General features: G+C 63.5%; 12 protein-coding genes. 6 read left to right on the top strand and 6 right to left on the bottom strand.

All coding sequences use genetic code 11. The annotated features are described in order from the left end of the window. Nucleotides 1-14: 14 nt before the first annotated feature. On the top strand, nucleotides 15-656 hold the full coding sequence (locus ACTS1Z_RS00140) for a TonB family protein (protein ID WP_442622398.1): 642 nt from the start codon (nucleotides 15-17) through the stop codon (nucleotides 654-656). 78 nt (nucleotides 657-734) lie between these two features. Here ACTS1Z_RS00140 and ACTS1Z_RS00135 read toward each other — a convergent pair whose 3' ends face one another. The 3 genes from ACTS1Z_RS00135 to ACTS1Z_RS00125 form a co-directional block, all read right to left on the bottom strand. Continuing rightward, a complete protein-coding gene (locus ACTS1Z_RS00135) occupies nucleotides 735-2,114 on the bottom strand; it encodes a class II 3-deoxy-7-phosphoheptulonate synthase (RefSeq protein WP_442622397.1) in 1,380 nt (459 codons plus the stop codon). Between the two features lie 257 nt (nucleotides 2,115-2,371). Continuing rightward, on the bottom strand, nucleotides 2,372-2,806 hold the full coding sequence (locus ACTS1Z_RS00130) for a hypothetical protein (RefSeq protein WP_442622396.1): 435 nt from the start codon (nucleotides 2,804-2,806) through the stop codon (nucleotides 2,372-2,374). Between the two features lie 31 nt (nucleotides 2,807-2,837). Next, nucleotides 2,838-4,274 (bottom strand): 8'-apo-carotenoid 13,14-cleaving dioxygenase, encoded by a 1,437-nt coding sequence (locus ACTS1Z_RS00125; RefSeq protein WP_442622395.1) that lies wholly within the window; start codon nucleotides 4,272-4,274, stop codon nucleotides 2,838-2,840. A 68-nt stretch (nucleotides 4,275-4,342) separates the two neighbouring features. Between ACTS1Z_RS00125 and ACTS1Z_RS00120 the strand changes: the two genes are divergently transcribed. Then, nucleotides 4,343-4,936: a TetR/AcrR family transcriptional regulator gene (locus ACTS1Z_RS00120; RefSeq protein WP_442622394.1), complete on the top strand. Its 594-nt coding sequence runs from the start codon at nucleotides 4,343-4,345 to the stop codon at nucleotides 4,934-4,936. 201 nt (nucleotides 4,937-5,137) lie between these two features. Here ACTS1Z_RS00120 and ACTS1Z_RS00115 read toward each other — a convergent pair whose 3' ends face one another. Continuing rightward, nucleotides 5,138-6,109: a TPR domain-containing protein gene (locus tag ACTS1Z_RS00115; RefSeq protein WP_442622393.1), complete on the bottom strand. Its 972-nt coding sequence runs from the start codon at nucleotides 6,107-6,109 to the stop codon at nucleotides 5,138-5,140. 144 nt (nucleotides 6,110-6,253) lie between these two features. On the opposite strand from ACTS1Z_RS00115, the gene ACTS1Z_RS00110 reads away from it, so the two are divergent. From ACTS1Z_RS00110 to ACTS1Z_RS00095, 4 genes are read left to right on the top strand one after another with little or no spacing between them, the layout of a single operon-like run. After that, complete coding sequence (locus tag ACTS1Z_RS00110; protein WP_442622392.1) at nucleotides 6,254-8,698, top strand: cyclic nucleotide-binding domain-containing protein; 2,445 nt, start codon at nucleotides 6,254-6,256, stop codon at nucleotides 8,696-8,698. A 23-nt stretch (nucleotides 8,699-8,721) separates the two neighbouring features. Next, on the top strand, nucleotides 8,722-9,597 hold the full coding sequence (locus ACTS1Z_RS00105) for a hypothetical protein (protein WP_442622391.1): 876 nt from the start codon (nucleotides 8,722-8,724) through the stop codon (nucleotides 9,595-9,597). Between the two features lie 7 nt (nucleotides 9,598-9,604). Beyond that, a complete protein-coding gene (locus ACTS1Z_RS00100; RefSeq protein ID WP_442622390.1) occupies nucleotides 9,605-11,440 on the top strand; it encodes a cytochrome c3 family protein in 1,836 nt (611 codons plus the stop codon). A 59-nt stretch (nucleotides 11,441-11,499) separates the two neighbouring features. Next, entirely contained in the window at nucleotides 11,500-12,363 is an 864-nt protein-coding gene (locus ACTS1Z_RS00095; RefSeq protein WP_442622389.1) for a phosphodiesterase, read from the top strand. A gap of 137 nt (nucleotides 12,364-12,500) precedes the next feature. Here the strand turns inward: ACTS1Z_RS00095 and ACTS1Z_RS00090 are convergent, their stop codons facing one another. Together ACTS1Z_RS00090 and ACTS1Z_RS00085 are read right to left on the bottom strand one after the other, a co-directional pair. Next, a complete protein-coding gene (locus tag ACTS1Z_RS00090) occupies nucleotides 12,501-16,793 on the bottom strand; it encodes a hypothetical protein (protein ID WP_442622388.1) in 4,293 nt (1,430 codons plus the stop codon). A 157-nt stretch (nucleotides 16,794-16,950) separates the two neighbouring features. Continuing rightward, on the bottom strand, nucleotides 16,951-18,759 hold the full coding sequence (locus ACTS1Z_RS00085) for a hypothetical protein (protein WP_442622387.1): 1,809 nt from the start codon (nucleotides 18,757-18,759) through the stop codon (nucleotides 16,951-16,953). Nucleotides 18,760-18,992: the final 233 nt, after the last annotated feature.

Here is an 18,992-nt window from a genome sequence, read left to right as displayed (position 1 = left end):
AGAGAGATAACGATATGCTTTTTTGGCTTACATTGATGTTGGTTGGTCAGGCCGCAGATGCCGAAGCCGCGCGGGAATGTGAATTTGGCCGGGATGCGCTTGAGAACGAGCCATGCCCGGCGAGCAATCCCGGGTCGTGGATACAAAATAGCGACTATCCGCCAGCTGCGATACGAAACGACGAGGAAGGGATTATCCATTTCACGCTTGAGGTCGACGAAAACGGCATAGTTACCGGTTGCTCTTTGGAAGAGCCGTCTCTTTATCCGATATTGAACGATACGACGTGCCGATTATTGTCGGAGAGAGCGCAGTTCATCCCGCCGCAAAACGAAGCGGGAGAGAATGTTCCAAGCCGGTTTTCCAGTTCAATTCGGTGGGAGATACCGACTGGAGATGCGGATATGGCCTGGATCGTTCCGCATGAGATCGATTTATCGATAACCGTAAATAGCGCGGGCGATGTCACCGACTGCGAGGTTCACCGCCTTGAGACATTGGCTGTCGGAGAAACACTTAGCAATTTGGATGCCAGCGAGGAATTCTGCGAAAACATGATGCGCAACGGAAGGGTTTTCTTGTCGCCGGATGAAGAGAGCAGTTTCCCTCAGCGGTTTCGGTATCGATCGTCGGTAGTACCGGAAAACCAGCCCTAGCCCTAATCTTGCTGGGATTTTTGCCTAAGCTTGATGTCCGGTATCGACCAATTCGCCACTTTCTATCGGTTGGCCTAGCTACGCCGCCTCGGCTTCCTTCTCCCGCCGCCCATTCTCTTCGTTCAGCATTTCCGCCAGCAGGAAGGCCAGTTCGATGCTCTGCCCGGCGTTGAGGCGGGGGTCGCAATGGGTGTGGTAGCGGTCGGCGAGGTTCTGCTCGGTCACGTCGATCGCGCCGCCTGTGCATTCGGTGACGTCCTGGCCGGTCATCTCGCAATGGATGCCGCCGCCATAAGTGCCTTCGGCGCGGTGCACGGCGAAGAAGCCGCGGACTTCGTCGAGGATGCGGTCGAAGGGCCGCGTCTTGTAGCCTGTGGCCGCCTTGATCGTGTTGCCGTGCATCGGATCGCAGGACCAGATGACAGGATGGCCTTCCGCCTTCACCTTGCGGACGAGCGGGGCGAGGCCCTCTTCGACCTTATCGTGCCCGAAGCGGCTGATCAGCGTGATGCGGCCCGGCGAGCGCTCGGGATCGAGCGTGTCGAGCAGCTTGAGCAAGTCATCCGGATCCAGGCTCGGCCCGCATTTCATGCCGATCGGGTTGGCGATACCGCGGAAATATTCGACATGCGCTGAATCCTCGAACCGCGTGCGGTCGCCGATCCAGACGAAATGCGCGGACGTGTCGTACCAGTCGCCGGTTGCGCTGTCCTGCCGGGTCAGCGCTTCCTCATAGGGGAGCAGCAGCGCTTCGTGTGACACATAGAATTGCGTGCCGTTGAGCTGCGGCACCCGGTCGGCGTCGATGCCGCAGGCGTCCATGAACTGCAGCGCATCGCCGATGCGGCCGGCCAGTTCCTCGAACTTCTGCGCCCAGGGGCTCTTGCCCATGAAATCGAGCGTCCAGCTATGCACCTGGTGCAGGTTCGCATAGCCGCCCGACGCATAGGCGCGCAGCAGGTTGAGCGTCGCCGAGGCCTGGCTGTAGGCGCGGATCATGCGCTGCGGATCGGGCACGCGCGCGGCTTCGTCGAAGCCGATATCGTTGACGATGTCGCCGCGATAGGAGGGGAGGGTGACGCCGTCCTGCTCCTCGACGTCCGAGGAACGCGGCTTGGCGAACTGCCCGGCCATGCGGCCGACCTTCACGACCGGCACTTTCGAGGCATAGGTGAGGACGACCGCCATCTGCAGGATCACGCGGAACGTATCGCGGATATTGGTCGGGTTGAACTCGGCGAAGCTTTCGGCGCAATCGCCGCCCTGGAGCAGGAAAGCCTTGCCCTCGGCCACTTCCGAAAGGTCCGTGCGCAGCTGTTTCGCCTCGCCGGCAAAGATCAGCGGGGGATAATCGGCGAGCGTGTTCTCGACGGATGCGAGCGCGGCCGCATCGTCATAGGCGGGCATCTGGATGCCGGTCGCATCACGCCAGCTATCGGGTGTCCATGGCTTCGTCATTGGCTCAATCGCTTGTTTTCATACCTGTGGATAGAATCATGCGGCACTGCACAAGGGATTGCAACGGGGTTTTGGTTGCCGGGCCGAAATCCAGGCTTTGCGAAATCGCAACGTAGAAGAAGCCCTCCCCCTTGATGGGGGAGGGTTGGGTGGGGGTGGTCCAACGGCTGGCGATAGCGGGCACGGTGAAGTCACCCCACCCCTAACCCCTCCCCATCTAGGGGAGGGGAATTGGTTCTCGTGTTCCTTTATGGTCGTCAGCTGCCAGTAACATCTGTCCGCCACGGGCGGTCGATCGCGAATGCGAGAAGCGCCGCAGCGCAGGTGCCGGCGACGCCATACCAGGGCGGCGTGGCCGGGCTGTACCAGTATACATTGAGCGTGGCCCAAAGTGTCGGGATGTTGAACGCCAGCACGATGAGCGGCGCCGCGTAGCGCGCCCAGCGCTCGCCGCGCCGGATAGGGAAGGCAATGAGGGCGAACAGCGCGACCGTCATGGCGAGCCATCCTGCACCGGCGACATCGAGCAATGCGCCGATCAGGACGCGATATTCGGACGGCACTTCGCTCCATTCCGCGCCCACCGCGACGCCATGATAAGGCATGAATGTGGACGAGAAGATGTAGATCGCGCCCAGTACGAGGCTGCTCAGCGCGATTATCGCGTAGATCGCCATCGGTAGCCGGCTCATCTGCTGTCGTCTCCGATCGTTTCGGACGGCGCTAGTCGGCGCTTACCCAATTCCCGTGGAAGCCCGGCGGAATGCGGTGGGGCAGGTGGATCGTCGCAACCGGGTCGGCGGTGAAGTTTGCCGCGTCGAGGATCACGAAATCGGTGCTTTCGTCGTTCATGTCGACGACGAGGCCGACGAGCCAGCCATTCTCCTCGCCCTCTCCGCGCGGCACGAAGACGAACTCGCCGGGATGGCGTTTCGGCCCGAAATCATGGACCTGCCGCTCGCCCGTCTCGACGTCATACTTGTAGAGCCGCGTATCGTTGATCAGCCCCGGCGTTTCGTTGCTGCCTTCGGCGGCCATGCAATAGGCATAGCGATAGGGCTTGCCGGTCAGCCGCTCGTCGAAGCGTGGGAATTCCTGGTTCGAGGCGTCGACGACTTTGCGCTGGACGGGCCCGCCCCTGGCATCGATCGTCCAGCGTTCGAAGGCGCTCTTCGAGCCGTCCGGCCCGTCATGGCCGTCGGTGAACATATGGTTGTGGACGACGGCGTCCATCACGACCGACCCGTCTTCGCGCTCATAGGCATTGGCCGGATGGAAGACGTAGCAGGGCTCGATGTCGTGCCAGACGATGTCGGCATTGGTGCCCGTGCGCGGCATTAGGCCGATGCGGGCCTTGTGATCCGGGTTCCAGCGATAGGGGAAGGGGTGACCGGCGATCAGCGTCTTCATCGAAAAGGTGACGGGAAGGTCCATCACGACCACGTAATTCTTCGTGATCGCGCAATCGTGAATGCTCGGGCCATGTTCGACCGCGATCGGTTCCTCGCGGATCACCCCGCCGTCCGGGCCGAGCACCGTGTGCCAGACAGTATCCTGGACATCGGCCTTGTAGCAGACCGAATGCATCTCGCCGGTATCCGGATCGAGATGCGGATGGGCGGAAAAGGGGCCGGCAAGCGTGCCGTCGAACGGATTGATCGCGAGCGTTTCGAGTTCCTCGTCGAGCTCGACCGGCGAATTGCCGGCTTCGACGATGGCCCAGGTGCGGCCGTTCTGGCCGATGATGTTGGTGTTGGCCGTGCCCGCTTCGCGATTGTCGGGGCAGGGGACGGGCGGCTCGCCCAGCGCTTCGCTGACATCGGCGGAGCGGATCCAGCGGTTGCGATACCATTCGGCCTTGCCGTTCCTGATCCGCAGGCCGTGCGCCATGCCGTCGCCGATGAACCAGTGATAGGTGGCGGGCTTGGGCGGCGTAACTGGATTGGGGCCGATGCGCAGATAGCGGCCGTCGAGATCGGCCGGAATTTCACCGTCGACGGACAGTTCGGTGAGGGTGAATTCCTCGGTCATCGGCGTGTGAATACCGGTCAGATAGGGATGGTCGTCGCTGCGCGTTTTGAGCGCGGCATTGACCTTGGACATGCCGATGATTCCGGTGGTGACGGTCTTGCGGATGGTTTTTTCGATGACGCTGGCCATTTGCTCGGTTCCTCACATGCGAATCGTTATGTTGACAGTGTTAACTGAACGATGGTAACAGTGTCAACATGAAAGAGACGACCACCCGTTCGAAGAAGCAAAGCTACCATCATGGCGACCTTCGGAGCGCGCTGATCGCGACCGGGCTGAAGCTGCTCGAGACCAAGGCGGGCGGCGAAATCGGGCTGCGCGAAGTGGCGCGCGAAACCGGGGTTAGCGCGACGGCCGTCTACCGCCATTTTCCGGACAAGGATGCGCTGCTCGCCGCGCTCGTCGATGCGGGTTTCGACAGGCTCGCCGATGTACAGGAAGCGGCAGCCGCGCGGTATGACCGGCGCGACGCGAGCTTCCGGGCGATCGGCCAGGCCTATGTCCATTTCGCGCTCGCCAATCCGGCGCTGTTCCGGCTGATGACCGGTTACATGCACCTGGCTGGCGGTTGCGCGGACGGCGAAGTCGTCGGCGACAATCGCGCCGGGCGGCTGCTCAAGGACAATATCGCGGCTCTGCTGCCCGCCGATGCCAGTGACCGGGATCGCGAAGTCGCGACGATCCAGTCGCTCGCGCTCGTCCATGGCCTGGCGCAGCTCGTGCTCGCCGGTCAGGTGCCCAACGAGGCCGCGCTGATCGATGCCGTAGTGGACCGGTTCGGCGATTGGTGATGATTGTGCTCCTGCGCAGGCTGCGCCTCAAGCCATATCAATATTCAGACAATTGATCCGCAAAAATCCTCCCCTGTAAGGGGAGGTGGCAGCCCACAGGGCTGACGGAGGGGTGTCAGCGGCTATGTAGCGCGCTGGGCCAACGGTCATACCCCTCCACCGCTTCGCGGTCCCCCTCCCCTTGGAGGGGAGGATTTGCAGCTATGCGCCCGGCACGCCGAGAGCACGCGCGGAGGCGTTGATCCGTTCGAGCTGCACAGAGTTGCCGGCGAATGCCTCGCGGGCACGCCGCCAGGCCTCGCCCGCTTGAGCCGTCTGCCCCAATTGCATGCGCGAGCGCATCAGCATGATCCACCCATTGGCGTCGTTGGGATTGCGCGACAGGCGCTGATCGAGGCCTTCGACCATATTTTCGATCATCATGTCCTGCTGCCCCTGCGGCAACTGGCTCGCGGCGCGCATCTCCTCGTCGCTCGGCCCGGGAATAGCGGCGGTGGCGGCGTCGGGCACATTGCTCTGCGCGAGCGTGCCGGGCGGCGGCACGCGGCCCGAGACATCGATGCCATGTTCTTCGGAAACCTGTGCGATCAGCCGCCTCAGATCGGCCTCCCAGGGCGCATCGGCCGGCGTATCGCGCAGCAGCGCGATCCAGTCGTCGATCGCACCTTCATGGTCGCCGTCGATGTCCTTGCCCACGCCTTCGAAATAGCGCGCGCGCGGATCGGCCGGATCGAGCTCGAGCGCGCGCGCGAAAGCCTGGCGCGCATCGGTGGGAAAGCCGCTGTCCGCCGCGAGCGCCAGCGCCTCGCCGCGCGCCGAATGATAGCGGGCGAGCGTCGGGTTCAGCTCGCTCGCCCGGCCATAGGCTTGCGCGGCATCCGCATATCGCCCGGTCTGGAAATAGGCGAGACCGAGCAACGCCCAGCCCTGTTCGTCTTCGGGCCGCTGTTCGACGCGCGCTTCGAGATCGGGAATCGCACTGGCAAGTTCGTTATCGTCCATCGTTTCGGCCTGGACGGTGCCCTGCGGCGCGCCGGATTCCGCGGCGCCCTGATCGTCGCCCCGCGCGATGGCGAAACCGATGGAGAATGTGGCGATCGCGGCAGCCGCGATCAGGGCGTAGCGGGCCGCGTTGTTCCCCGTGTCAGCGCTTGTTTTCTGCGATTCGGCCATGGTTCGCGCCTTCCATAATTTTCCCCCTCATGTCTAGCTTGTCCCTCCAAAGATGATAGAGTGGTGATCGGGCGCACAGATAAACAGGTGGACGCAGGGCAAACCCGCCCACCTGGCAAACTGGCCGGAGGGCAGGGAGGCTAAGTGGCGGATGCCTATCGGATCGCGATAATCGGCTCGGGGCCGGCCGGTCTGAGCGCCGCGGGACGCGCGGCACAGCTCGGCATTCCCCATATCCTCCTCGAAAAGACCGATCACCTCTCCGATACGATCTACAAATATCAGAAGGGCAAGCATGTGATGGCGACGCCGAGCCAGCTCGTGCTGCGCTCGGACATGGATTTCGAGGCCGGCAAGCGCGAGGAGGTGCTCGGCACTTGGGACGAGCAGGCCGCGGCACAGGGCGTGAATGTGCGCCTGAATGCGGACGTGACGGCTATCGCGGGTGAGGCGGGCAATTTCCGCATCGCGCTCGCCGATGGCGAGACGGTTGCAGCGGAAAATGTGGTGCTGGCCATCGGCACGCAGGGCAATCCCAACATGTTGCGGGTCCCGGGCGGCGACCTGCCGCACGTCCAGTATCAGCTCGACGATCCCGGCGAATATGTCGACGAACATATCACGGTCATCGGATCGGGCGATGCGGGTATCGAAAATGCACTGGGCCTGGCTGCCGATGCGGAACAGGGCAATGTGGTCACGATCCTGAACCGCTCGGCCGAATTCGCGCGAGCCAAGGATGCGAACGTCAAGCTGCTGACGCAAGCGGGCGAGCAGGGGCGGATCACGATCATGAACGAGACGTCGCCGGCCGAATTGCTGCCCGGCGAGATCGTGCTCGACACGCGCGACGGGCAGACCAAGATTCGCTGCGACCGGGTGATCGCGCGGATCGGTTCCGCGCCGCCGCGCAAATTCGTCGAGGCCTGCGGCGTCGAGTTCGCCAGCGAGGATCGCGAGGCCTTTCCGAAACTCTCCCCGGCGTTCGAATCCACGAAGAAGGGTATCTTCGTCATCGGTGCGCTAGCCGGCTATCCGCTGATCAAGCATTGCATGAACCAGGGCTACGACGTCGTCGAGTTCATCAACGGCAATACCGAGCTCAAACCAGCCGACGAACCGTTGCTCGAAGCGAAGTTCAAGGGGTTGCCGGGCGGGAAGTCGGTCGACGAATGGCTCGAATTCCTGCGCGCGCGCGTGTCGATCCTCAACGAGCTCTCCCCGCTGCAGATGCGCGAGTTCATGCTCGATTCCGAAGTGCATTATTTCCGAAGCGGCGCGACGATCTTCGAGAAGAACGAGCCGGGCTCGTCGATCTTCGGCATTGCGGAGGGCCATGTGCTGGTCGAGCTCAGCGATACGGACAAGTCGCTGACGCAGGAGATCGAACAGGGCAGCATATTCGGCGAGGTCGGCCTTGTTTCCGGCCGGCGCCGCGGCGCGACGATCCGTGCGGGAACGGATGTGATCGCGGTCGAGATACCGCGCATGTCGACGCTGAAACTCATGGCGACCGTGCCGGCAGCGAAGCGCGCGATCACCTATGTCTCGACCGAGCGGCAGCTGCTGCAGATGTTCGGTTCAGGCCTCAAATCGGAAGATCTGGTCGACGTCATGCGCTCGGCCGAAATCATGCAGGTCAAGGCCGGCGAAGCGATCATCGACGAGGGCGATGCGGGCATCGATATTTTCGTCATCCGGTCGGGCTCGATGGTCGTGGAAAAGTCGATCGGCCGCAAACCCGTCTTTCTCTCCTATCTGCCGGCCGGTTCCTATGTCGGCGAGATGGCGCTGCTCGACAATCAGCCACGCGGGGCCACGGTGCGCGCCGCCATAAAGTCGGAAGTCATCCGGATCGACGGGCAGGCCTTCCGCGCCCTGCTGGAAAGCAAGCCCGAACTGCTCGAAGGGGCGCGGCGCGAGATGGAAGCGCGCGAGAATATCAACAATTTCGTCGAGGCGAAGAAGGACAGTTTTTCCACCGTTGTCGACATGTACAGCTCGATCGCCTCCTTCCTCGTCGAAAACGGGATCGGCGAAGCGACAGACGTGCTGCTGATCGACGAGAATCTCTGTGTCGGCTGCGACAATTGCGAAAAGGCCTGCGCCGACAGCCATGACGGGCTGTCGCGGCTCGACCGCGAGGCCGGGCGCACCTATGCGCATCTCCACGTCCCCACGAGCTGCCGCCATTGCGAGCATCCGCATTGCATGGCCGACTGCCCGCCCAACGCCATCCATCGCGGCGACGACGGGGAGGTGTTCATCGACGAGACCTGCATCGGCTGCGGCAATTGCCAGCGCAACTGCCCCTATGGCGTGATCCGGATGGAGAAGGTCCCGCCGCCCAAACCCTCGCTGCTGAGCTGGCTGTTTTTCGGCACGGGGCCGGGGCCGGGCGAACCGGACCGCGAATGGGTCGAGGATCGGGTTTCCGACGAGACGCCGAAAGTGGCGATCAAATGCGATATGTGCGCCGGGATCCGTGGCGGTCCGGCATGCGTCCGGGCCTGTCCGACCGGCGCGGCCATACGCGTCGCGCCGGAAGAGTTCCTGTCGGTGTCCCGCCTCGAAACGGAGCAGGTCTGACCATGGCGACGCGGGGGGCGGACTTGGGGGGAAGCGGAGCCGATACCGGGCGGCACGGCCTGCCGACACGGCATGAAGGCTTTTTGCGTTACCGCGACGGCTATTGGGGGAAGATGGCGCTCGGCATCTCGATCACGCTGATCGTCGCTTATCTCCTCATCGATGTCGAACCGCGGCACAATGGCGGGAGCTGGCTAGGCTATGCGCTGGGCACGGTCGGCGTGCTGCTGATCCTCTGGCTGACGATGCTCGGCGTGCGCAAACGCGCGATGACGCCCGGCCGCTGGTCGCTCAAGGCCTGGACGTCGGCGCATGTCTATCTGGGCCTCGCCCTGATGGTCATCGGCACGCTGCACACCGGTTTCCAGCTTGGCTGGAACGTGCATACGCTGGCCTGGGTGCTCATGATGATCGTCATCGTGACCGGCATATTCGGCATTTCGGTCTACAGCCTCATGCCGCGCCGGCTGAGCGACAATCGCGACGAGACGACCGAAGTGCAGATGCTCGCAACACTGTCCGATATCGATCGCCAGCTGTTCGACGCGGCGCAGCCGCTCGATGCGGGTCCCGCCGCCACGATGCAGGAAGCGCTCGACGAAACCGCGTTCGATGGCGGGATACGGCAGCGTCTCGGCGGCAGGTCGCGCGGCGGCGCGACCGCTCGGGCTCTGGCCGAATTCCGGGCACGGCCGGTGAGCGCCGACGATCCGGACGACAAGATGTATGACCGGCTGGAGGCGCTGCTCGCGCGCAAACAGGCCGCGCTCTCGCGCATCCGGCAGCACCTCAGGATCAAGGCGCTGCTGCAGATCTGGCTCTACATTCATGTGCCCGTGACCTTCGCGCTGCTCGCCGCGCTCTCCGCCCATATCGTCAGCGTCTTTTTCTACTGGTAGGGGCGCGATGAGCTTTATCGTCAGATATCGTTCGCGCACCTCGGGAGGCCGGGAGATCGTCCGGGCCAGTCCGGTCGACAAGCGCGCGTTGAAGATCGGGCGCAGCACCGACAGCGATATCGTCCTCACCGATCTCGGCGTCACGCTCCATCACGCGACGATCCGCGATCTCGGCCGAAACCTGCTCTCGGTCGAGGGCGAGAAGAACCTGCCGATCTCGGTCAACGGCCGATCGACGGCGCGCGCCGATATCAATGCGATCCGCGGCGGCTCCATCCGCATCGGTCCGCACCGGCTCGATGTCGCGATGGGCACGGGCGAGGAAGAGGGCAGCATCGTGATCACCGTCGATCGCGACGAAGGTCCCGAACCGATCAGCGCGCGCCGGCTCTTCTCGCTCGTGCGGACGGTGCCCGGCAAGCGCATCAGCGCCTGGACCTTCGTGACGCTGATCCTTGTCTCCTGCCTCGCCTGGCCGATCTATTCCTATGTCTCGAACAAGGGCGTCGAAGAGCGGGCCGATGTTTTCCACGGAGATACGCTGTGGATCAGCGGATCGATGTCGGACGCGCATGCGAACCTCGCCAATGACTGCCAGGCCTGTCACGTCGAAGCTTTCGTTTCGGTCCGCGACAGCGCATGCCTCGAATGCCATACCGATATTCCCGATCATGCCGAGGCAGACCGTATGGCGATCTCCGAACCCGAACTCGGTGCGGGGCGGGCTTTCCTGCGCGCCGTTGCCACGACCTTCAATCGCCCCGAACGCAGCTGCGCCTCCTGCCATCTGGAGCATGAGGGCGCCGGCGAAATGGCGGCGGCGCCCCAGCAGTTCTGCGCCGACTGCCACACGGATATGGACACGCGCCTGACCGACACGGATATCCTCAACGCGCACGATTTCGGCGACGACCATCCCGAATTTCGCCCGCGCATCATGACACGTCCGGCGGACGAGAACGGCATGGCCCGCTATCGCCGGGTCAGCATCGAAGACGATCCCGAAGAGAATACCGGCCTCAAATTCCCGCACGAGCTGCATCTGTCCGAAACCAATGGCGTGGCGCGGATGGCGCAACGGCTGAGCGGTACATATGGCTTTGGCGAGGCGCTCCAATGCGCAGATTGCCACGTGACGACGCCCGACCGCACGCGGTTCGAGCCGATCAATATGGAGGCCAATTGCCAGATGTGCCACAGCCTCGCCTTCGACCGGATCGGCGGTACGATCCGCACGCTGCGCCATGGCGAACCGGAAATGGTGATCGCCGATATCCGCGCCTTTTATCGCAATACCGCGCCGCGCCGGCCGATCGATCTTTCCGGCATGGAGAGGCGGCGGCCGGGCGAAGACAGCCGCGCGCGCACCGTCGGGCGCTACCAGTTCGCGGCGCGCACGCGCTACGCCCGGGCCAACGATGCGATCCGCGCGGTCTTCTCGCGCGACGGCGCCTGTTACGACTGCCACGCGGTCGAGCGGCCGCAGATTCGCGGCTCGCTATCCTTCGACATCGTGCCGGTACGGCAGATTTCCCGCTACATGCATGCGGGCTGGTTCGATCACGGCGCGCACGAGACGGAGGAATGCGCGACCTGCCATGAGGCCGACACGTCCGAGGAAGCGAGCGACGTGCTGCTACCGGGCATCGAGACGTGCCGCGAGTGCCATGCGGGCGGGCGTGCAAGCGGAGACGAGATCGTCTCGACCTGTGCTATGTGTCACAGCTATCATGCGGACGATGCGGCACCGTATCTCGTACGCGCAAGAAACAATCGCGGGCAAAGGCCGCGCAGTGTCCGCGATTATGGCAGTCTGGCGATCAATCCGCGTGGGGATCGCTGAATGGGCCGGGGGCGAGCAAGGGGGATGGGTTGCATGATAAATATGGATGTCCCGAATCCATGCTGATTGCACAGATCACCGATATCCATCTGGGATTCGATCCGGACGACCCGGCCGAATTCAACCGGCGGCGGCTCGATCAGGTGCTCGAGCGGCTGTGCAAGATGGAGCCGCTGCCCGATCTGCTGCTCGCCACCGGGGACCTTACCGACAAGGGCGATACGGACAGCTATCGACGGCTCAAATCGGCCTTCGGGCGCTGCCCCTTTCCGGTCTGGCCGTGTGTCGGCAATCATGACGATCGCGACGGCTTTTCGAAGCTTTTCCCCGAAGTGCCGACCGCGGACGGTTTCGTCCAATATGTGATCGACGAGAAGCGCTGGCCGGTGCGGATCATTGTGCTCGATACGCTCGAACCCGGGCGCCATGGCGGCGCCTTTTGCGAGCAGCGCGCGGCGTGGACGAAGGACAGACTTGCGGAGGAGACCGACAAGCCGGTGATGGTGGTGCTCCATCATCCGCCGATCGAAACCGGTATTCCCTGGATGACGAGCGAGCCGGAAGCGGATTGGGTGAAGCGGCTGCGCGAAACCTTGGCCCCGGCGAACAATATCGTCGGGCTGATCGCCGGCCATATCCACCGGCCGATTTCGACTGGCTGGGCGGGTATGACACTGACCGTGACGCCCTCGACCGCCCCGCAGGTCGCGCTCGATTTGAGGCCGATCGATCCCGGCACGCCGGACAATCGCGCGATGATCGTCGCCGACCCGCCCGCCTTCGCGCTGCATTATTGGAACGGGCAGAGCCTGATTTCGCATCAATCGAATTCGGACGATCATGTGCAGCTGGCACGCTATGACGAGACCATGCAGCCGCTGGTCCGCTACCTGCTCGACGAGCATGCGAGCGATCGGGGGTAGCTGCGATCCCGAAAGAAGCTCAGCCCATTTCCCGTCTACCCTGAGCGTGTCGAAGGGTCGTTCTTCCTTTCTTGTCTGGCAGAAAAAGAAAAGGGCAGGGCTTCGACAGGCTCAGCCCAAGCGGAGTTTAATTCGCGCTATCTCCCGGCGAATGCGCTCGAGACCCAGTGATCCATGTCCACCTGATCGGTCACGCGATAGGGCTCGCGACGGCTGTTCAGGAATAGCCGCTCCATCTCGCTCCGCGTGAATGGCCGGGAGCCGAGCCGGCCGAAAATCGCCATCTGGCCCCCGGTCTCATCGACGCCGCGATCGCGGTCGAGACCTTTGGAGAGCGCCAGCGCGGGCGAGGAGGTCCGCATCCAGGCGATGAGTTCAGGCACCGGCGCAGGCGAGAAGCCGTAGAAATTGGGCTGGCTCGACGGGCTGGTCAGCTGCAGCACCTGCATGCCGTTCACCCCGTCCGCGACATAGGCGAAGAGCGAGGCGTTGGTCGTGCCGACGATCACATCGTTGGTGTCGGGCGTCGTGCCCTCGCGGACGAAGCGGGCATGTTCGACCGGCGCTTCGGGATTTTCGACGTCGAGGATCACCAGCCCGTCCCGCCCCGCCGCGATATAGGCGTAGGTGCGCGCGATATAGAGGCGGCGCGCATCGGCGAGCGGGAAGGTGGCGTTCGGGATCAGCCGGGGATTCTCGAAATCGGTCACATCGATGACCTGCACGCCCTCGGCGGTCGTCACCCAGAGATAGCGGAACTGCAAGGCGGAGGCGCGCGCATCGGTGAGCGGGATGGTCGCGACATGGCGGGGCGCCAGCGGATCGTCGAGGTCGATGACGACCATGCCGGCATCCGCGGCGATATAGGCATAATGGCCGCCGAGCACGATATGGCGCGCGCCGTTCAGCACGCCATTCTCGTTCCACGCATCGGTGCCGTCGGTGAATTCCGCGCGACGCAGGAAATTGTTGCGCAACTCGCCATCGGCCATCGTGTTGACGTTGACCAGGATCAGTCCTTCGACGCTGTCGGTGATGACGGCGTAATTATAGATCGGGTGGAAGCATTGCTCCTGATTGATCCGGATCAGCGTTTCGGCAGGGGCGTTTTCGCAGGTGTATGTCGGCCGGTTTTCGCGCTCCTCCTCCGTCTCGCCGGGTATCATGTTGGACATCGCGACCTGCCGGTCCGGCGAGATATTCTGGTTGGTCGGCAGCGCCATGCAGGTCGCATTGGTCGTATCGACGCGCGTGTCATGGCCGAGCGGCGAGAAGGGCGCGGTCACGATACGCTCCGAGAAACCTTTATTGGCGACGCTGGCGACATCATAGACCTGGAAGCCGCCCCGGCCCTCGGCGACGAACATATATTCGCCGCGCAGCTGCAGGCAGCGGGCCGCATCGTTGGTCCGCTGCGTGATATGTTCGATTTCCTCGATCGCTCGCGTCTCGCCCGAGAGTTCGTCGTCGAAGATCCGTCCCCGCCGATATTCGAGCAGCTCGCGGCCATTATCCTCGACATGCCGCCGCCAATAATCGGGAAAGGCATAGCGGTGGAGATAGGAGCCGAACACGGCCTGCGGCTCTTCCCATTCGGTGACGCGCACGGCTTGGAAACCCTGCTCGTTTCCGACCCAGGCGTTGAGACCGACGAAGTTCACGAAATTCGTGCCCTGCAACAGCAGCTGCGCCATGATCGCATTATTGTCATTGGCCGCCGAGAGGTGGCAGTCCGTGCATTGCTTGGTCTCGGTCCGGCGGACCGTGTGCGGGAAATGCGGCGCGAAGGCCTGGCTCGAATAGCCGGACGCGGCGATCGGCGGCTGCTGCACATAAATGCGCTCGCGGTTGATATTCGTCGAGCTGAGCACCAGCGCGGAGCTTGAGCGCACCGGCGCGATGATATTGCCGCGCGTGTCCTGGTGCCGTCCGAGCTGGAACATCTGGTCGCGCGCTACCTGCGGATTGTAGGTCGCGTAATTGCGGGATTGCAGGCCGTCATAGTGATGGCTGAAGGTCAACGCATTGGCTTCGATCGGGAGGTGGCAGCCGCCGCACGATGTCGTCCAGGAGAGGTGGCAGGTGAAACAGGCCATCTCCTCGTCCCGATGCGCCCGATCCTCTTCGGCGATGCCAGGACCGAATTCGAACACCCCGCTTTCCGCACCGCTGCGGCCCATCAGTTTCGAGCGGGCCGACATCTCGTTGAAATCGGGATGCGAGCGGTCGACCGTGTCGCGGACAAGGCTCACTTCCCATTCGAGATCTGGATCGATGATCGAACGCTGGACGAGAATCCGGCGGCCCGAATAGTCGCGCATCCATTCGAAGCGGCGCTGCCCGTCCGGGTTGCGCAGAAGGGTAAGGTTCGTGCCCGTTGGCGGCGCGGCGGGGCCGGACGTCCGCAGCGTCGGATAATCGTCCGCCGTGCCATGGCAATCGACACAGGCGATCTCGACCGCGCTCGCGACCTCGCCATAGATCAGGCCGTTGCCATGCGAATCCTGTGCGAAATGGCAATCCGCGCACTGCATGCCGACCTCGGCATGAATGTCCATCATGTGCACCGAGCGCCCGGGATTTGTGCCGACATCGACGAACTGGCCTTCGCCCTCGCGCCGGAAGAGCTCGGGATCGTCAGGATCGAGAATATTGCCGTCCGCGTCGAGGAAATTGCCGTCGCGGTCGCGGCGGAAGATCGCGCGGAAATTCCAGCCATGGCCGTGATAATCGGCGAACTGCGTATCGCGCGCCTGCGGGTTGATCAGGTCGGTCACGTTGCGCAGGAAATCGATATCGCCCCAGCAGCCCCGGATCGCCGCCATCTCGGGATTACGGTCGAGGATCGCGAACATCTGTTCGGCCGTGCGGTAGACTTGCTCGCGCGGCCACATCAGGGGCGCGTCGCTCTCATAATCCCACATCGTGTAACCGAGATAGGAATTCAGGAACATGTTGGGCTGGTGCATGTGGCAGTTCATGCACTGTGCGGTCGGGATCGAGCGGGTGAAGGCGTGGCGCACCGGATGCCCGCGCTCGCGTTCGGCGAAGGGCACCGGGCCGGTATCCGCTTCGGCGCCGTCCGCGCCGCCCACGCCATCATATTCGCCACCTTCGTGATGCGCATCGTCCCGTTGCCCGCCCGAGCCGCGAATGCCCTGCTGCTGGAGTTGTTCGGCGATCATGTCGAAAGCCGCGCCGCACTGGCCGGGCGCCATGGTCACATCGACTTCATGTGTGTCGTCGTTAACCTCGCCCTCTTCATGCGCCTGGTCCGGGCGATGCTGGCCCTGGCGCAGCCGGTTGATCGTTGGGTCGACGGTTGCCGTCTGCCCGTCCCGGCCATATTGCGCCCAGGTCAGCGAGTGGCGCGGCTCGCGGTCGTTCGCATAGACGACGTGGCAGGAGGCGCAGCCCGAATGGCGGTAATCGCCGGGCTGGTCGTTCGTGCCCATGAACCAGGTGAAGGGATCGTTGAGACGCGTCTTGTGAATGTTGAGCACGGGGATCGAGACGCGCAGGCCCGTGCCGGGTCCGCGGTTCGACTGGCGCAGGTCGGGCCGGCCCGGCTCCTCGAGCCGCTGAATGTTGCCGCCGATATTGGGGATGCCGATTTCGGGGAATTGCGAGGCGATATTGCGGCCTGCGCGCTCGAACACGCGGAAAATGTCGCCGGGCGGCACGACATGCCAGGTCGGCAGCGGCACGAGATTGGGCAGCGCGCCGCGCGCGGCCTGTTCGGGCGTTACCGTGCCGTGCGGATCGCCGGGCGAAACGATCTGCGCCGGCTCGCCATCGCGCGTGTAAGCCTCGCCGAGGATATAGACCTTATACGGCAGGATGCCGTTATTGTAGGACGCGCCACCCCAGAGCATCGCGCCCGTCGCCATCAGCGATCGCTCCGCGGCTTCGATCACCTCGATATGGCAAGCGCCGCAGGCCTCGCGCACGACGCGATAGTCGGACGGATTGACGAAGCGGATATATTCGGGGCTTTCCCGGTTGAGCAGCGTGTAGGAGCGGTGATTATTCGCACTTGCCGGCCAGTGCCAGCTTTCCGGATAGAGCGGCAGGACATGGGCGCGATATTGCACCGACAGATAGTCGGGATGCTCGTAATGGAGATCGGGATCCGTCAGCGCGACATCGGGATTGCCGCCATGGCAGTCCGTGCAGCCCAGCGTGACGGCGGGCGTGGCGTGCATGGTCAGCTCGTCGGTTGCCGTGTGGCAGGTGATGCAGCCTGCGCTCTTGGCGTCCGCCTCTTCCTGGCTTTGGTTGCGCGGTGCGGGATCGGCGAGGACGCCGGCGGCGGCATAGTCGCGCTCTACCGCCGTCTCTCCGCCCGCCGCGCCGCCGGGGCTGGATGCGATGGCGAAAACGATGGCTATCAGAGCGACTAGCGCAAGGATTCGAGGAGTCGTCAGCATAAATCCTCCCCTGCAAGGGGAGGGGGACCGCCGCAGGCGGTGGAGGGGTATTCCGGCCAGCGGATCGAAATTGGGAATCGGCTATACCCCTCCGTCGCGCTTCGCGCGCCACCTCCCCCTAAGGGGGAGGATTTCGGATATGTGCGTCGCCCGCCCATCAGTAGGTCAGTATCGCGTTGAAGAGGACGGAATAATAGGTGTTCGATCGCCTATCGTTGGCGAACAGGTCTGCAAAACCGTCGCTCGCCTCGAACACCGCGCCCGACAGGCGGAAGACGACATTCTGGATCGCCGAGGGCCGCCAGATCGCCGCCGCCGACAGGTCATAGCCGATCGAACTCGGGATGCTGCCTTCGTTGCGCAGGGCCTGCAGGCTGTCCGTATCCTCGAACCAGAGATGGTTGGCGTTGGCGGAGAGGCGAATTTCCGGCGTGATGTCGAAGTCGGCGCCGACGCCGGCGAGGATCGTGCCCGGATTGTTGAAGTTGGACTGGCCCTGCTCCTTGGAGCTGCGCAGCGAGTTGAGGATGCCGTTGCGGCCGTTGACGCCGATGGCGCGCCCGCCGCCCGCGAACGGGATCACCTGGCGGATCCAGTAGCTGGTGTCCGCGCCCGCGAAGATCGGGTTTTCGAAGATCGCATCGAAGCCGCGCTCGGTATTGTCGTACGGATCGCCGTCGCCGCTCGCATAAAGGCCGGACAGGCGGAAGCGCATCCAGTCGACATCGTAGCTGAGCTCCGCGGCGCCGAAATAGGCGAAGATATCGGCCGGTTCGTCGGTGAAGAAGCTGTTCCGGTCTTCGCCAAGCGCGAGATAGGCGCTGGCCGTCAGGTTGAACCGTCCGATCCGCCCGTCGGCGTTGTAGCCCAGATAGAGGACGTCGTAATTGCGCCCGTTCAACGATCCGAGCAGCGCCGGGCGTACCGGAAAACCGTTATCGTCGATCTCGATATCGGTGCGCTCGCGGTTCATATTGTAGGTCAGGCTGAACTGGCTGGTGAGGCCGGGCACCGGCAGGTCCTGCCGGTAGAGATTGGCGTGAAACACGAAATCGCTGCGCGGCGTCGCGAAAAGGTCGTTGAGGCCGGAGTTGGTGTCCTTTTCAAGCCGCATAAAGGCGGCGAGATTATATTGGAGCCGGTTATTGTCGCGCGTGCCGAACAATCGCACGCCGAGCTGGTTGTCCTGGAAGAGAAAGCCCCGGAAATCGGCATTGAAGGGCTGGACGCCGATGCGGATGGAATCGAAATCGTAGCGCCGCGACGTGTTGCGGAAGTGATAGTCGAAAAACAGTTCCTGGACGCCGGTGAACCAGTCGAAACGATGGCTCGGCCGGCTCGGCTCGACGAATAGGATGCGCCGCTCGTTTACATCGACATAGTTGAACTGGGTCGCGAGCGTGACGCGATATTCGACATCCGGCGGGCGATAGGCGGTCGATCCCTTGATCAACGCGACGCCGGTAATGAAGGTTTGCGCAAGGACGAGGCTGTCGGCGCGGCCGAACACATCGAGGCTGTCGCGTTCCGTCGTCGTCTGCACGCCGACCGGCGTCGGAAAGCTGCGCGGTTCGATTACCGTGTCCGAGATCGCGTTGACGACGAAGAACCAGTCGTCGCCGTTGATCGGCAGCCAGTCCGGCAAATCGCCCAGCGGGATCGGCCGGTCGCCTTTCAGCGTGTTCTGGTTGTAGGGGTCGAGCAGGTTCTCGTTGACGCCGATGCTCTCGACGATCCGCCAGCGATCGGGCACCGGAAATTGGTCGCCGGGAAAGGCTTGAGGTGGCGGGGCGCGCACCGCGCCGACATTTTCCTGCGTCACAGGATCGGGCAGGTTGCTTTGCGGCACGCCGGGCCGGCGGCGGTCTTCGATCAGTGTTTCATCCGCATCGCCGGGCTCCATGTCGTCTTCGATCTGAACCTCGTTGAGGCCCGGCTCCGGCTCGCCGGGCACGCGGCGTGGCATCTGGCTGCGCGGCGGATCGGCCGATGCGAGTTCAAGAAGCCCTCCCTCTTGATGGGGGAGGGTTTGGGTGGGGGTGATTTCTCCGTCTGCAAATACGGTTGCAACCGATGCGCTAGTTGCGAGCTCACCCCACCCCCAGCCCCTCCCCATCAAGGGGAGGGGAGAATCTCCGCCATTGGCTCCGAGACACGATGCTGGCCCGCTCACTAGCGCTATTGCGATAAGCGATACCC

Origin of the sequence: Parasphingopyxis sp. (assembly GCF_052168295.1) — a bacterium.
Classification (GTDB): Bacteria; Pseudomonadota; Alphaproteobacteria; order Sphingomonadales; family Sphingomonadaceae; genus Parasphingopyxis.
The sequence above is the reverse complement of the archived record's forward strand: the minus strand, read 5'-3'. Positions and strand labels throughout refer to the sequence as shown.